This is a genomic window from Cypionkella sp. PAMC25878 (assembly GCF_058135695.1).
In genome coordinates this window covers 3,692,055-3,706,118 of sequence record NZ_CM176871.1, presented here as the reverse complement: position 1 = coordinate 3,706,118, position 14,064 = coordinate 3,692,055, and the positions used below count along the sequence as shown (strand labels likewise).

Genomic DNA, 14,064 nt, shown 5'->3' with positions numbered 1-14,064 from the left:
GCTGTATCTGGTCAAGACAAAGCTTGGTTTATGGCGTGGGAATTGGCGCTACGGCGATCTCTTGCTGCAACGTGCCTTGCGGCGTGAAAATCAGGATGCGGTTGTCGGTGGTGACAACGCCGATCCAGCCGGGGGCCATGGTGATCGCCTGCGCCGTGGCCCCGGCGGGCATTTGCAAGCTTGCCGGCAGGGCAGGGCTCAGGCTGTTTGCGTTCGGCATACGGGTGACAAGCAGGCCGACCACGGTTATGACACCGCCAATCATGGTGATCATCAGCACGATCACCAGAACTTTCAACAAGCGGAGCGAGGGCGGCAAGCCCGGCTCGATCGGAGTGTCAGACATGGCGAGCCCTTATGAAGACGAAGACGCTGTGGATGGCGATGTGGCGGGCAACCGTCTGATCATCGTGATTGGCGAAGACGCGGCCCCTCGTCTTGATAAGGCGCTTGCGGCGGCGGTGCCAGAGGAAGCTGCCCTATCCCGCTCGCGTTTGATGAAGATGATCGACGAAGGCGATGTTTTGCGGAATGGCGTGGCAGTGACCAACCCCAAGACCAAGGTAAAAGAGGGCGAGGTCTATACGCTGATCCTTGCGCCTGCGGTGGATGTGGCGACCTTGCCGGAAGATATTCCGCTGTCGGTGATCTGGGAGGATGGCGATCTGATCGTGATCGACAAGCCTGCAGGCATGGTGGTGCATCCCGCCCCCGGTACGCCCTCGGGCACCTTGGTCAACGCTTTGCTGCATCACTGCGGCGACACGCTGTCGGGTATTGGTGGCGAACGGCGCCCCGGCATCGTGCACCGCATCGACAAAGACACCACCGGCCTCTTGGTGGTGGCGAAATCCGACCGCGCGCATCATGGGCTTGCTGCGCAGTTTGAGGCCCATACGGTGAACCGCCGTTATCTGGCGGTGGTGAATGGGGTGCCCTCGGCCTATGATCCGCGCATCCGCGGCCTGAAGGGCATCACGTTCGAGGCCGGTGGCATCCTGAAAATCGCCACCCATCTGGAGCGTCATAAAGCCGACCGCCAACGCCAAGCCGTGGTATGGAACTCGGGTCGCCATGCGGTGACCCGCGCGCGGGTGATGGAGGATTTTAAGGGCGGGGCTGCGCTGATGGAGTGCTGGCTGGAAACTGGGCGCACCCATCAGATCCGCGTTCATATGGCCTATGCGGGCCATGGTTTGGTCGGCGATCAGACCTATGGCGGCAAGAAAAAAGTCTCGCCCAAACTGTTCGGGCCGGAAGTGGCGGAAATGGGCAACAGCTTCCCACGCCAAGCCCTGCACGCGGCGACCCTTGGCTTCGCGCATCCGGTGACAGGCGAAATGCTGGAATTCACCTCGCCTTTGCCCGCTGATCTAGAGGGGCTGCTGGCGGCGCTCCGCAAAGGGCAAGTCTGAACTCTGATCCGTTCACATTGGCTCAAATATCCCCGCCGGAGGCTTCCTTAGCGTGCCGAGTATGCCTCCGGCGGGGATATTTGAGCACAGAGGATGACCAAAGTGCATCTGATCTAACATTCCCGTGACCGGAATGTTACAAACCTTCCGCTACGACGGAAGTGGAACCATCTTTCGTTAAAGAAGTTGTGTGTAAGATGCTTGAAGCCTGCATCTGGCATACATAAATTCGACTGCCCCGGGGGCGAAACTGCACCGGGCGAATGAGGGAGCGTCAAACATGAGCACCTATGCAAATCTGCCAGCCCCCAGCCCGGAACAGGGGCTGAACCGTTATATGCAGGAAATCCGCAAGTTTCCGCTGCTGGAACCCGAAGAAGAATACATGCTGGCCAAGCGCTGGGTCGATCACCAAGACAGCCCGGCCGCGCACCGCATGGTCACCAGCCACCTGCGTTTGGCGGCCAAAATTGCCATGGGCTATCGCGGCTACGGTCTGCCGCAGGCGGAAGTGATTTCCGAAGCCAATGTCGGTCTGATGCAGGCGGTCAAACGCTTTGATCCGGAAAAAGGCTTCCGGCTGGCCACTTACGCGATGTGGTGGATCCGGGCCAGCATCCAAGAATATATCCTGCGCTCGTGGTCTTTGGTGAAGCTGGGCACGACATCCGCGCAGAAAAAGCTGTTTTTCAACCTGCGCAAAGCCAAAGCCAAGGTCGGCGCGCTGGAAGAAGGCGATCTGCGGCCTGAAAACGTCACCCGCATTGCCACCGATCTGAACGTGTCGGAGCATGAAGTCGTCGATATGAATCGGCGTCTGTCCGGCGGTGATGCTTCGCTGAACGCAACTGTTGGTTCGGACGGTGAAGGCACGACGCAGTGGCAGGATTGGCTGGAAGATGAAGACAGCGATCAGGCCGGCGATTACGAGGCGCGCGACGAATTCGACATTCGGATGGACCTGCTGCATCAGGCGATGTCGGCGCTGAATGATCGTGAAAAAGACGTGCTGATGAAGCGCCGGTTGTCGGAAACCCCGATCACGCTGGAAGAGCTGTCGGAAATCTATGGTGTCAGCCGCGAGCGTATTCGCCAGATCGAAGTGCGTGCGTTTGAAAAGCTGCAGGAGCGGATGCGGTCTTTGGCCGTTGGCAAGGGCATGGTGATACCGGCCTAAGATATTCCTTTGGGCGCATCTTGCGCCCAAAGGTTGCGCCACGCTTGCGCAAAGGCTAAACAGCTGGATCAAACTGATGCGCCATAAAAGGGCCACCCTATGACCATGCTGGAAACCTTTCTGAAACCGATGCACCGCGAGGGCTATAAGTTTGTCGGCATCTTCGCCGTCATCACGCTGGTGCTGTTTTGGATATGGGATCCGTTGGGTTGGCTCGGCGTTGGCGCAACCGTCTGGTGCTATTACTTTTTCCGCGACCCCAAGCGCTCGGTGCCGCAAGGGCGCGGCCTGATCGTTTCGCCTGCAGATGGCGTTGTCAGCTTGATTGAACGCGCAGTGCCGCCGCCGGAGCTGGGCGCGGGCAATGATGCTTTGACGCGGGTTTCGGTGTTCATGTCGGTGTTCAATTGCCATGTGAACCGCGCGCCGATTGCCGCACGCATTGCCAAAATGGCGTATCGTCCGGGTAAATTCCTCAACGCTTCGCTGGATAAAGCGTCAGAAGACAATGAGCGGAATAGCCTGCTGTTGGAGCTTCCCGATGGCCGCCAGCTGATCGTGGTACAGATCGCGGGCCTTGTCGCCCGTCGCATCGTGCCGTTTGTGTCGGAAGGCCAGTCCTTGCGCACGGGTGAGCGTTTCGGCCTGATCCGTTTTGGCTCTCGCCTGGATGTTTATTTGCCGGATGGGGTCGAGCCGCTGGTGGCTTTGGGGCAAACCATGGTCGGCGGCGAAACCGTGCTGGCCGAATTGGACCGCGATATGCTGCGCCGCGCGGCAGTGCGGGAATGAAGGTGCCCGCCGAACCGCAGTCAGCCGAACCGCAGTCGGAAAAAACCGGGCGACGTCCGCGCAAAAAACTGCATATCGTGCAGTTGATCCCAAATTTTATGACCGTGGCGGCGCTGTGTGCGGGGCTAACGGCGGTGCGCTTTGCGATTGAGGGGCGGTTTGGTCTGGCCGTCGCCCTGATCATCGCGGCGGCGGTGATGGACGGGCTTGATGGCCGCCTTGCGCGGTTTTTGAAAAGCGAATCCGATATGGGGGCTGAACTCGACAGCCTCTGCGATTTGGTGAATTTCGGAGTGGCTCCGGCGCTGATCACTTATCTTTGGGCCTTGCAGGGCATGCGTGCCGAGGGCTGGATCGCCTGTCTGATTTACGCCGTGGCCTGCCTTTTGCGGCTTGCCCGCTTCAATATCGGCAATCGCCAGCCTGACAACGATTCCAATAGCTTCCAAGGTGTTCCTTCTCCGGCTGGAGCGCTATTGGTGATGCTGCCGATGTTTCTGGCCTTCGCGCTGGGCGACGGTGCCCCCCATGCCACCGGGTTGGTCGCCCTTTGGATGGCCTTGGTGGGCGCGCTGATGGTGGGGCGGTTTCGCACCCCGTCGTTCAAGCGTGCCACGATTTATGCTGAGAATGTCAGCTTTGTGCTGCTGACCTTTGTCGCGCTTGTTGCGGCCTTGCTAACCTATCCTTGGATCACGCTGGCCTTGGTCGATTGCGCCTATCTTGCGGCACTCGGCTATACGTTCATCAAAAAACCGCGCAAAGCTGTGGAAGACGCCACCCCCGAGGCCTAAGCGATTGCGCTAACATGTCAGGCCCGCTAGTTTCGCCGCGAAGCATAGGGGATTGATGAGATGAAGCCAGTGCGTTGGGGTATTTTGGGGGCGGCGAATTTCGCCAAAGAGCAGATGGCTCCGGCTATTCATGCGGCAAAAGGCGCGGAGCTGGCGGCTTTGGCAACCTCTAGCCCAGAAAAAGCTGCCGGGTTTCAGGCGTTTTGCCCCGGTTTGAAGATCCACTCGACTTACGAGGCACTGCTCGCCGACCCCACGATTGACGCGGTTTATGTGCCACTGCCGAACCATTTGCATGTCGAATGGACGCTGAAAGCGCTGGCGGCGGGTAAACATGTGCTGACCGAAAAGCCGATCGCGATGCAGGCGTCTGAGATCGATCAGATCATCGCCGCGCGGGATGCCTCGGGCTTGCTTGCGGCAGAAGCCTATATGATCGTGCATCATCCGCAGTGGCAGTTGGCGAAAAAATGGCTTGAGGCTGGCGAGATCGGCACCCTGCGCCATGTTGATGCCGCCTTCACCTATTGCCTGACCGATATGGAAAACATCCGCAACCGGCCCGAAGCGGGCGGCGGCTCGTTGCGCGATATCGGCGTCTATACCTTTGGCTCGGCGCGCTTTGTCACCGGATCAGAACCCGTTGATATTGCCGCGCGGCTGATCCTTGAGAATGGCGTCGATACCTTCGCGCAAGTGTCGGGCATCATGGACGGCCCGCATGGCCGCTTCACCTACGAGTCGATCACCTCGATGCGGCTTTACAATCGGCAAGTGGTGACCTTCCAAGGCGACAAAGGCATGATCCGGCTGGATGGCGGCCCGTTCAACGCCAATTACAACGATATTGCCGAGATTGAATTGCACCAGAACGGCAACAAGGTGATCACCGAACGCTTCCCAACCGCGAACCATTATGTGCTGCAAGTCGAGGCGTTTGGCCGCTCGGTGCGCGACGGCGTCGCCTATCCCTGCCCACTGGAATTCATCCGCGGCACCCAAGCCATGATCGACACCGTGTTCAAGGTTGGGGTTGAGATCACCCTGTGAGCATACCCACCGCGTTCCCACTCAGCTTCCATGTGCCAAAACGGCTGCTGGACTCTGCTTGGGAGCGCAGGCAGGCTTATGGCCCGCTTATGCAGGCGCTGACGCCGCTGGGTGCTGTCTGTGAATTGCGACCCCACAACCGCGACACCGCATTGGCGCAAATCGACGCGGATCAGGCATTCCATATTTTTGATCGCGGTGAAATCCAGCACCCAAGGGCGCTGAACTTCGGCTCCGCCTATATCGCGCCTTATTACTATCTTGATCCGGTCGGCACCCGCTATCTGTCGTCGATTGCAGCTGAACAGTTTGACGCGGCGGAGATTGATTGTTTCGCGGCGAAACAATTTCAGGCAGACCTCTATGCCACCACCGCCGCCAAGCGCAAATCGCGATATGATCAGCCTGTTGAAAAGCTGCCTTTGCCGCACGGCTGCATCGCCGTATTTCTGCAAACCGAAAGCCATCGCGGCGTCACTGAGGCGCTTTACGTCACGATGCGACGGATGATCAAAGCCTTGTTATCTCGCGCGGATCCGCGTCCAATCATCGTGAAACCGCATCCGATGGACATTAATTTTGACACATTTGGATGGCTGGTACGTCAAAGCCAAAAAGACGCGCGGCTTCAGATCAGCTATGCCAATGTCCACGATATTCTGGATGCCTGTGCGCTTGTGGTCACGATCAACTCTGCCGTCGGGATTGAGGCCATGGTGCATGACCGCCCAGTGATCACCTGCGGGCAGGCGGATTTTCACCATTGCACCGAAGTTGTGCGCAGCAGGCATGATTTTGATGCCGCCATCGCCCGTGCCGAGGCCCGTGACTGGCCATATGCAGAATTTCTCTATTGGTTTTACAAGCAAAACTGCCTGTCGCTGAAATCCCCAAGCCTTGGCGAAGACGTTTTGGCCAAGATTGCAGCAACAGGCTACTTTGCGCAGCGTTAGTCTTCCATCGCTTCCAATTCATCAATAAAGCCCGCGATCATCGACAAGCCCTTATCCCAGAATTTTGGATCGCTCGCGTCCAGCCCAAACGGGGCCAACAGTTCCTTGTGGTGCTTCGAGCCGCCCGCTTTCAGCATCTCGAAGTATTTCTCTTGGAAGTCCGGCAGGCCATCGGCATAGGCGGCATAGAGTGCATTCACCAACCCATCGCCAAACGCATAGGCATAGACGTAGAACGGCGAGTGGACAAAATGCGGGATATAGGCCCAGAAGGTTTCATATCCATCTGCGAAATCAAACACTTCGCCCAAAGACTGCGCCTGCACTGACATCCAGAGTGCGTTGATGTCGTCCGGCGTCAACTCGCCTTCCGCCCGCGCGGCGTGGAGTTTACATTCGAAATCGTAGAACGCGATCTGGCGCACCACGGTGTTGATCATGTCTTCCACCTTGCCCGCGAGCAGGGTTTTGCGCTCGGAAGGCGTTTTCGCGCCGTCGAGTAGTTTGCGGAAGGTTAGCATCTCGCCGAACACCGATGCGGTTTCTGCAAGGGTGAGGGGGGTCGAGGAGAGCAGTTCGCCCTGACCCGCTGCCAGCACCTGATGTACCCCGTGGCCCAATTCATGCGCCAGCGTCATCACATCGCGCGGTTTGCCGAGGTAGTTCAGCATAACGTAAGGATGCACTGTGGTGACGGTCGGATGCGCAAACGCCCCCGGAGCCTTGCCGGGTTTGACGCCCGCATCAATCCAGCCATCGGTAAAGAACGGCTTGGCGATTTCGGCCATGCGGGGATCGAAAGCGGCATAGGCGGAGAGCACGGTTTCCGTGGCCTCGGCCCAGTTCACCAAACGCGGCGCTTCGGTCAGCAGTGGTGCGTTACGGTCCCAGGTTTGCAGACGGTCAAGGCCCATCCACTTGGCTTTCAGTTTGTAATAGCGGTGGCTGAGCTTGGGGTAGGCGGCGACAACGGCATTGCGCAAAGCCTCAACCACTTCGGGTTCGACATGGTTGGCAAGGTGGCGCGAATATTGTGGGCTGGGCATCTTGCGCCAGCGATCTTCGATTTCTTTTTCCTTCGCCAAGGTGTTGTGAACGCGGGCGAACAGCTTGATATGTTTGTCAAAGACGGCGGCGAGAGCATGGCTAGCGGCCTCGCGCTTGGCGCGATCGGCATCGGTCAGCAGGTTCAGCGTGGCTTCAAGGTTGAGGTCCTCTTCCTCACCTGCCACGGTGAACATCAGGCCTGCCATGGTTTCATCGAACAGCTTATTCCAAGCTGAGGCACCGACAACCGAGGCGTCGTGCAGGTATTTCTCCATCTCATCGGACAACTGATGCGGGCGCATGGCGCGCATGCGGGCGAACACCGGATTGTAGCGGGCTAGGTCTGCGTTCTCGGAGGTTAGTTTTGCCAGAAGATCGTCGTCCAAGCGGTTGAACTCAAGGCTGAAAAACACCAAAGGCGTGGTGAAATTGGTGATGTTGTCCTGCACATCGGCCATGAATTTGGCGCGCTCTGAATCCATCGTATTCTGATAATAGCGCAGCCCCGCATAAGACCCGATCCGGCCCGCGATCACGTCAATCGCCTCATACTCCGTCACACAGGCCAGCAGTTCGACGGCGCTCAGACCCGCCAGTTTGCCCTCATACTTGGCGGCAAAATCAGCGCAAGCCTTGTCCAGCCACGCCATATCGCGCGTCAATTCCGGCGCATCGGGGGCAGGGTAAAGGTCGCTGAGATCCCAATCGGGCAGATCGCCGAATGTGTTTGAACCACTGCGGGCGTCAAAAACCGGGCGTTGTTGGCCGGGGCGGGCCAAGGGGAGCATTTGGGGAAGCGACATGGGAACCTCTTTGCTTGTTGGATGTATCTAGGGGGCAAAGGGGGCGTTGTGCAAGGCGGCGCGCGGAAAGGTGAGCAAAGCGGTTTGCCTATAATTTAGGCGGCATATTGCGGTTATTTCGGGCGGATATGTGAAAATCGAAGCGCTTTCAATCTTCTGCCCTTTACGGCGCAAACGCGGCAGCCTTTACTTGGGTTAATCAGCACGAAAAGGCGGCACGGCATGACCCCTTATTTCAACGAAATGTTCCAGAATAACGCGGTGCGCCCGCCTTATGCCGGTTTGGAAGGCTGGAGTGCGGATATGCCGGCCGATATCCGGCTGGCCAAGCAGGCGGAAGCTGAGGCTTTGTTTCGCCGCATCGGTATCACCTTTGCGGTGTATGGAGAGGGCGGCGACCCGGATCGCTTGATCCCGTTTGATATGTTCCCCCGCGTGTTCACCGCCAATGAATGGGCCAAGCTGGAACGCGGTATCAAGCAGCGCGCGCGGGCTTTGAACGCGTTTCTGGTCGATGTCTATGGCCGCGGTGAGATCGTGCGAGCGGGCCGCATTCCGCGCAAGCTGGTCTATCAAAATGCGGCCTATGAGAAGGCCGTCTGCGGCTTTATCCCGCCAAAAGGCGTGTATTCCCATATCGTTGGCATCGACATCGTGCGGACCGGACCGGGCGAGTTTTATGTCTTGGAGGACAACTGCCGCACACCGTCCGGGGTCAGCTATATGCTGGAGAGCCGCGAAATGATGATGCGGATGTTCCCCGACCTGTTCCGTGAAAACCGCATTGAGCCGATCGACAGCTACCCCGATAAACTGCGCCGCACGCTTGCCTCCGTCGCGCCCGCCAAATGTGATCGCGAGCCGACCGTGGTGATCCTGACGCCGGGGCATTTCAATTCGGCCTATTACGAGCACAGCTTCCTCGCCGATCTGATGGGCGTTGAACTGGTCGAGGGCCAGGATTTGTTCGTTGACGGCGCGTTTGTCTATATGCGCACCACCGAAGGCCCAAAGCGCGTTGATGTGATCTACCGCCGCTTGGATGATGACTACATCGACCCTTTGTGCTTCCGCCCCGATTCCATGCTGGGCGTGCCAGGGCTGATGGATGTGTATCGCTCTGGCGGGGTGTCGATTTGCTCGGCACCGGGGGCGGGGGTGGCCGATGACAAGGCGGTATACACCTATGTTCCGGAAATGATTAGGTTTTATCTGGGCGAAGAACCGATCCTGAGCAACGTACCGACATGGAAATGCGGCGAGGCGTCGGATCTGAAATATGTCACCGAGAACCTGCATGAGCTGGTGGTGAAGGAAGTTCACGGCTCGGGCGGCTATGGCATGTTGGTGGGGCCGAAATCGACTAAGCAGCAGGTAGAGGATTTCCGTGGTTTGATCCTTGCCAATCCGGGGAACTATATCGCCCAGCCGACCTTGGCGCTGTCTACCACGCCCACCTTTGTTGAAGAAGGCATCGCGCCGCGTCACGTCGATCTGCGCCCCTATTGCCTCGTCGGCGAACGCATTGAACTGGTGCCGGGGGGGCTGACGCGGGTGGCTTTGCGCGAAGGCTCGCTGGTGGTGAATTCCTCCCAAGGCGGCGGCGTCAAAGACACTTGGGTATTGGCGGAGTAGATCATGCTTTCAAGAACCGCTGACAACCTTTATTGGATCGCCCGCAATATGGAACGGGCTGAAACCGCCGCGCGTCTGCTGGAAGTGGGGGCGCGGATATCCCTGCTGCCCACCGCGCAGGGATATCGCAACGATTGGGACAGTTTGCTGCGGGCCTCGGGTAACGCCAATGGCTATGCCGCGAAATACGGCGCGCCTATGCAGTCGCAGATCGAGAGCTATCTGTTTTTCGACCGCGACAACCCGAACTCGGTTGCGTCCTGCATCACCAATGCGCGCGAGAATGCCCGCATCATCCGCACGGCTTTGACCACGCAAGTCTGGGATGCGCTGAACACCGCGTTTCAGGAACTGCGCCAGCTTTCGGCGCAGACCACGCCGCATGAACTCTCGCGTCTGACCGATTGGGTGACGCGTCATACGGCGATGGTGCGCGGCGCGATTGATGCAACCCAGCTGCGCAACGATGGCTATAACGTATTGAATATCGGCTATTATCTGGAACGTGGCGATAGCACCGCGCGCCTGATGGATGTGAAGTATTACGTTCTGCTGCCACGCGCCGATTACGTCGGAAGCGGCCTCGACAATGATCAATGGTCGATGCTGTTGCGCGCAATGTCGGCAAATCGGGCGTTTCATTGGGCTTACGGCGGTGAGATCACCTCTGGCAAGATCGCGCATTTCCTGATTTTGAACCCGCAATGCCCGCGCAGTTTGATCACCTGTATGGCGGGGGTGAACAACCATTTGACCCGTCTGGCGAAACTTTATGGCCGCGAAACCGAGGCGCAATCGGTGGCGGCGCGGCTGCTGCATGATCTGGAGAATCAGTCGACCGAGCAGATTTTTGAAGAAGGTCTGCACGAGTTTCTGACCCGCTTTATCGGTGAGGCGGCGGGCTTGGGCGCGATCATCCACAATTCTTATCTCTCGGGGGATATGCAATAATGTTGCTCAGCGTCGAACATGTCACGGTGTATCGCTATGACCGCCCGGTGCGCGGCGTGGTGCAAAGCCATCGCTTGATGCCGTCGAAATTTGACGGCCAAAAGGTGCTAGATTGGTCGGTGACGATGACCGGCGGCGAGTTGGGCAGTGCGTTTCGCGATGGCGCGGGCGATTGGGTGCAGGGCTGGACGGTGGCGGGCCCGGTGGATGAGATCGAGGTGCGGGTGTCGGGGCGGGTGTTGACCACCGATTTGGCCGGGATTTTGCGCGGTCATAAAGAGCTGGTGCCACCAGAGGCCTATCTGCGCGGAACTGAAGCGACCTTCGCTGATGCAGCCTTGGCGGAACTGGCGCAGATTATTGTGACCGCCGATACGCCGCTGTCAGGCTGCCACGATCTGACCGATGCGATTTCGGATGCAATCGCCTACAAACCCGGCTCTACCCGCGCGCGGACCACGGCGGCAGAGGCTTTGGCGCAAGGCGAAGGCGTGTGTCAGGATCACGCGCAGGCGTTGATTTCTGCAGCCAGAGCGGCGGGAATTCCGGCGCGCTACGTCTCGGGTTATCTGCAATCGGGGCAAGACGGCATGGATCACGAAGCGGCGCATGCTTGGGGTGAGTTATATATCGCAGGCATCGGCTGGATCGGTTTTGATCCGGCGAACCGCTGCTGCCCGGATGATCGCTATATCCGGCTGGGATCGGGCTTAGACGCACAAGATGCAGCGCCGATTCGGGGGATTTCACGCGGCTCGGGTTCGGAAATCTTGTCAGTGACGGTTGCGGTCCAGACGCAGGAGCAATAGGTTCCCCCGACTTGAATCGGAGTGTGCCATGACCTATTGCGTCGGACTTTTGTTGAATGCGGGCATGGTGTTGCTGTCGGATACCCGCACCAACGCGGGCTTGGACAACATCGCGACCTATCGCAAGATGTTCCATTTTGAAGAACCGGGTGAACGGGTGATCTCCATCGTCACTGCCGGGTCGCTGTCGGTGACGCAAACCACCCTCGCACGCCTGCGTGAGGCGATTGACGATCCGGACGCGTCTGAGACCACCTCAATCATGAAAGCGCCGACCATGCTGAAGGTCGCGTTGATCATTGGCAATACGCTGTCCAGCGTGCGGCAAGAGATTGATGAGAAGATGGCGACGATGAAGCAAAGCGCTTCGGCCAGCATGATCGTCGCCGCACAGCGTCGGGGCGGGGCGATGCGGCTGTTCCTGATCTACCCTGAGGGCAATTTCATCGAAGCCACCGAAGACACGCCGTTCCTGCAAATCGGTGAGCATAAATATGGCAAACCGATTCTGGACCGGGTGGTGAAGCCTGCAACCTCGCTGGCGGATGCCGAAAAGGCCGTGCTGCTGTCGATGGATTCAACCCTGCGCTCGAACCTTTCCGTTGGGATGCCGCTGGATCTGTGCGTGATCGAGAAAGACGCTTGCCGGGTTAGCCGCAAGCGCCGGATTGAAGCGGGGGACGAAAGTTTCCGCGCGATGTCCGAAGCGTGGTCCAAAGCCCTGCGCGATGGGTTCACGCAGATTACCCTGTGAGGCTAAGACCACGATTACTTTGACGAAATCCGGGTATTGGATCAGCGATGTTTCAGATAAAGCGCCGTTGAAGTATCGAAAAATCGGCTGCGCGATGCTGCGCGTTCCATCAGAACTTCATGTTCACTGCCGGGGTAAATATCCAACCTCCCGTCTGGCCAGATTGCCATCCGGGCGTGAATCGGCGCGGTATCGACAATCTTTTCTTGTGCACCAAGCGCGGTGATGGTTGGCACTTTCGGCGAAGGCAGCAGGGTCAGTGCGTGACACTCGGTCAGCGCCGCTTTCAGCCAGCCAAGGCTTGGGCCGCCGAGGCTCAGTTCGGGATGCGCCAGCGCTTGTCGGCGCATGTAATCCCACATCTCGGCATCGGTGGTCAGCGAATTGCCGGTGAAGGGGGCGGTCAGCACATAGGATTTCGCCCCGGTTCCCGGTGCATAGCGGTCGTCAAACTTGAACCAGCGTGAAGCGGTGGTCAGCGCCACGGCCATCGGCCGCATCCAAGCGGCGATGAGAATCCCCCACATTGGGGCCGAGAATGCGGCAGCCTTCACCGGCGCGCCGCGTATCAACGACCGCAGGCCAATGCAGCCGCCCATCGAATGGGCCATCATGTAATACGGTTCGGGCAGGCCCTGGGTGCGGGCGAAGCTAACCATCTCGTCAAAATCAAGCTGATATTCAGCGAAATCACCGACATGACCGCTCATCGGATCGTCAAAGCCGCGGTCGGCGAGACCCTGACCACGCCAATCAATCACTAAAGTCGCAAAGCCGCGCGCGCGCAGATCGCCCGCTGCACGGCCATACTTCTCGACATACTCGGTCCGCCCCGGCAACAAAAGCACGGTACCTTGCGCGCCATCATGCGTCCACAGACCCACGCGCAACCGCACGCCATCCGCGGCGGTCAACCAAAAGCCGCGCCCGCCCGCAGGCCCTTCGGCAATGTCGTAAAGCGGAGCCTCGCTCACGACATCGCCGCGCCGAGTTGCATGGCAAGGCCCATGCTGCCTTCGACTTTCAGCTTGCCGGTCATAAACGCGGTGGTCGGGTTGATCTCGCCTGCCAGCATGGCTTGAAACACTTCCGGCTCGGCGATCAGCGTCACATCCGCCTCTTCATCTCCCGCCCGCGCGCCGTTCGGGTCGACCATAATCGCGCCTTCGCCCACCAGCACAAACTTAGCCACGCCATCAAAGCCATTCGGCAGCTTTTTCGCCAAAGCCGCCACGGCGGTCGAGATCACATCGCTCATCACATTCTCCGATCTGTGCAGGCAGGGCTGGAATTCCCTGCCCGTTGCGTTACCTATACCCTTATGAAAGCGCATCATTCGTTACACAATCGTATCGTTGCGGCATTTATGCTGGTTTTTCTGTCATGCCTGCCGGTTGCAGCACAAACCGACAAACTGGATGGCCTTTTCGCCCGTCTGCAAAAGGCGGATGCGGCGGAAGCGGAACAGATCGAATCTGATATCTGGATGGAATGGTCGAAATCCGGCTCGCCTGCGATGGATTTGCTGTTGCAGCGCGGCAAGGATGCGATGGCGAACGGTCAACCTGACGTGGCGGTGCAGCACCTGACGGCGCTGGTTGATCATGCGCCGGATTTTGCCGAAGGCTGGAATGCGCGGGCAACCGCCTATTATCAACTTGGGCAGTTTGGTCCGGCGATTGCCGATATTGGCCATGTGCTGACGCTGAATCCTCGGCATTTTGGCGCTCTTTCGGGCTTGGGCTCGATCTTTGAGGAACTCGGCAAGCCCACGCAGGCGTTGGAGGTCTATCAGGCGGTGCTGAAGATCGACCCCCATGCGCCGGGGGTGGTGGAAGCTGTAAGCCGGATTGAAACCGAGCTTCAGGGCAAAGACCTATAGGG

General features: G+C 58.7%; 15 protein-coding genes. 11 read left to right on the top strand and 4 right to left on the bottom strand.

Features of this window, described 5'->3' with window-relative positions:
• Positions 1-28: 28 nt before the first annotated feature.
• On the bottom strand, positions 29-346 hold the full coding sequence (locus tag ACS5RD_RS18175) for a DUF6476 family protein (RefSeq protein ID WP_054004646.1): 318 nt from the start codon (positions 344-346) through the stop codon (positions 29-31).
• Between ACS5RD_RS18175 and ACS5RD_RS18170 the strand changes: the two genes are divergently transcribed.
• From ACS5RD_RS18170 to ACS5RD_RS18145, 6 genes are all read left to right on the top strand, one after another.
• Complete coding sequence (locus ACS5RD_RS18170; protein WP_489928558.1) at positions 345-1,415, top strand: RluA family pseudouridine synthase; 1,071 nt, start codon at positions 345-347, stop codon at positions 1,413-1,415. The two genes, ACS5RD_RS18175 and ACS5RD_RS18170, sit on opposite strands and share 2 nt — an antisense overlap.
• A gap of 280 nt (positions 1,416-1,695) precedes the next feature.
• Positions 1,696-2,592 (top strand): RNA polymerase sigma factor RpoH, encoded by an 897-nt coding sequence (gene rpoH / locus ACS5RD_RS18165; RefSeq protein ID WP_489928557.1) that lies wholly within the window; start codon positions 1,696-1,698, stop codon positions 2,590-2,592.
• Positions 2,593-2,691: 99 nt separating this feature from the next.
• Positions 2,692-3,384 (top strand): phosphatidylserine decarboxylase, encoded by a 693-nt coding sequence (locus ACS5RD_RS18160; RefSeq protein WP_054004644.1) that lies wholly within the window; start codon positions 2,692-2,694, stop codon positions 3,382-3,384.
• Positions 3,381-4,178 (top strand): CDP-diacylglycerol--serine O-phosphatidyltransferase, encoded by a 798-nt coding sequence (pssA, locus tag ACS5RD_RS18155; protein ID WP_489928556.1) that lies wholly within the window; start codon positions 3,381-3,383, stop codon positions 4,176-4,178. The genes ACS5RD_RS18160 and pssA overlap by 4 nt, the downstream gene beginning before the upstream one ends.
• A 60-nt stretch (positions 4,179-4,238) precedes the next feature.
• Positions 4,239-5,228 (top strand): Gfo/Idh/MocA family protein, encoded by a 990-nt coding sequence (locus ACS5RD_RS18150; RefSeq protein WP_489928555.1) that lies wholly within the window; start codon positions 4,239-4,241, stop codon positions 5,226-5,228.
• Positions 5,225-6,181 carry a capsular polysaccharide export protein, LipB/KpsS family gene (locus ACS5RD_RS18145; protein ID WP_489928554.1) on the top strand — a complete coding sequence of 319 codons (957 nt, stop codon included), beginning with the start codon at positions 5,225-5,227 and terminating at the stop codon, positions 6,179-6,181. Before ACS5RD_RS18150 ends, ACS5RD_RS18145 begins: the two co-directional genes overlap by 4 nt.
• On the opposite strand, the gene ACS5RD_RS18140 is transcribed toward ACS5RD_RS18145, so the two are convergent.
• Positions 6,178-8,031 (bottom strand): M3 family oligoendopeptidase, encoded by a 1,854-nt coding sequence (locus tag ACS5RD_RS18140; RefSeq protein ID WP_489928553.1) that lies wholly within the window; start codon positions 8,029-8,031, stop codon positions 6,178-6,180. The two genes, ACS5RD_RS18145 and ACS5RD_RS18140, sit on opposite strands and share 4 nt — an antisense overlap.
• Positions 8,032-8,253: 222 nt before the next feature.
• Between ACS5RD_RS18140 and ACS5RD_RS18135 the strand changes: the two genes are divergently transcribed.
• The 4 genes from ACS5RD_RS18135 to ACS5RD_RS18120 are packed head-to-tail and all read left to right on the top strand — an operon-like array spanning position 8,254 to position 12,180.
• Complete coding sequence (locus ACS5RD_RS18135) at positions 8,254-9,666, top strand: circularly permuted type 2 ATP-grasp protein (RefSeq protein WP_054004640.1); 1,413 nt, start codon at positions 8,254-8,256, stop codon at positions 9,664-9,666.
• A 3-nt stretch (positions 9,667-9,669) separates the two neighbouring features.
• The gene (locus ACS5RD_RS18130) at positions 9,670-10,617 is read left to right on the top strand and encodes an alpha-E domain-containing protein (RefSeq protein ID WP_054004639.1); all 948 of its coding nucleotides are present in this window, start codon (positions 9,670-9,672) and stop codon (positions 10,615-10,617) included.
• Positions 10,617-11,426, top strand: coding sequence for a transglutaminase family protein (locus ACS5RD_RS18125; RefSeq protein WP_489928552.1), 810 nt, complete (start codon positions 10,617-10,619; stop codon positions 11,424-11,426). Before ACS5RD_RS18130 ends, ACS5RD_RS18125 begins: the two co-directional genes overlap by 1 nt.
• A gap of 28 nt (positions 11,427-11,454) precedes the next feature.
• Positions 11,455-12,180, top strand: a complete 726-nt coding sequence (locus ACS5RD_RS18120) for a proteasome-type protease (RefSeq protein ID WP_054004637.1) — start codon at positions 11,455-11,457, stop codon at positions 12,178-12,180.
• 41 nt (positions 12,181-12,221) lie between these two features.
• Here the strand turns inward: ACS5RD_RS18120 and ACS5RD_RS18115 are convergent, their stop codons facing one another.
• Positions 12,222-13,154: an alpha/beta fold hydrolase gene (locus ACS5RD_RS18115; protein WP_489928551.1), complete on the bottom strand. Its 933-nt coding sequence runs from the start codon at positions 13,152-13,154 to the stop codon at positions 12,222-12,224.
• The gene (locus ACS5RD_RS18110; RefSeq protein ID WP_489928550.1) at positions 13,151-13,438 is read right to left on the bottom strand and encodes an SCP2 sterol-binding domain-containing protein; all 288 of its coding nucleotides are present in this window, start codon (positions 13,436-13,438) and stop codon (positions 13,151-13,153) included. Before ACS5RD_RS18110 ends, ACS5RD_RS18115 begins: the two co-directional genes overlap by 4 nt.
• 108 nt (positions 13,439-13,546) lie before the next feature.
• Here ACS5RD_RS18110 and ACS5RD_RS18105 point away from each other — a divergent pair, with 108 nt between their 5' ends.
• Positions 13,547-14,062, top strand: coding sequence for a tetratricopeptide repeat protein (locus ACS5RD_RS18105; RefSeq protein WP_489928549.1), 516 nt, complete (start codon positions 13,547-13,549; stop codon positions 14,060-14,062).
• Positions 14,063-14,064 lie beyond the last annotated feature (2 nt).

Excerpts from the sequence above, each read along its gene's own strand:
- ACS5RD_RS18130 (WP_054004639.1), top strand. The coding sequence starts at position 9,670 with ATGCTTTCAAGAACCGCTGACAACCTTTATTGGATCGCCCGCAATATG.
- pssA (WP_489928556.1), top strand. The coding sequence starts at position 3,381 with ATGAAGGTGCCCGCCGAACCGCAGTCAGCCGAACCGCAGTCGGAAAAA.
- rpoH (WP_489928557.1), top strand. The coding sequence starts at position 1,696 with ATGAGCACCTATGCAAATCTGCCAGCCCCCAGCCCGGAACAGGGGCTG.
- ACS5RD_RS18150 (WP_489928555.1), top strand. The coding sequence starts at position 4,239 with ATGAAGCCAGTGCGTTGGGGTATTTTGGGGGCGGCGAATTTCGCCAAA.
- ACS5RD_RS18110 (WP_489928550.1), bottom strand. The coding sequence starts at position 13,438 with ATGAGCGATGTGATCTCGACCGCCGTGGCGGCTTTGGCGAAAAAGCTG.
- ACS5RD_RS18125 (WP_489928552.1), top strand. The coding sequence starts at position 10,617 with ATGTTGCTCAGCGTCGAACATGTCACGGTGTATCGCTATGACCGCCCG.
- ACS5RD_RS18175 (WP_054004646.1), bottom strand. The coding sequence starts at position 346 with ATGTCTGACACTCCGATCGAGCCGGGCTTGCCGCCCTCGCTCCGCTTG.
- ACS5RD_RS18135 (WP_054004640.1), top strand. The coding sequence starts at position 8,254 with ATGACCCCTTATTTCAACGAAATGTTCCAGAATAACGCGGTGCGCCCG.
- ACS5RD_RS18170 (WP_489928558.1), top strand. The coding sequence starts at position 345 with ATGGCGAGCCCTTATGAAGACGAAGACGCTGTGGATGGCGATGTGGCG.
- ACS5RD_RS18140 (WP_489928553.1), bottom strand. The coding sequence starts at position 8,031 with ATGTCGCTTCCCCAAATGCTCCCCTTGGCCCGCCCCGGCCAACAACGC.
- ACS5RD_RS18105 (WP_489928549.1), top strand. The coding sequence starts at position 13,547 with ATGCTGGTTTTTCTGTCATGCCTGCCGGTTGCAGCACAAACCGACAAA.
- ACS5RD_RS18160 (WP_054004644.1), top strand. The coding sequence starts at position 2,692 with ATGACCATGCTGGAAACCTTTCTGAAACCGATGCACCGCGAGGGCTAT.
- ACS5RD_RS18120 (WP_054004637.1), top strand. The coding sequence starts at position 11,455 with ATGACCTATTGCGTCGGACTTTTGTTGAATGCGGGCATGGTGTTGCTG.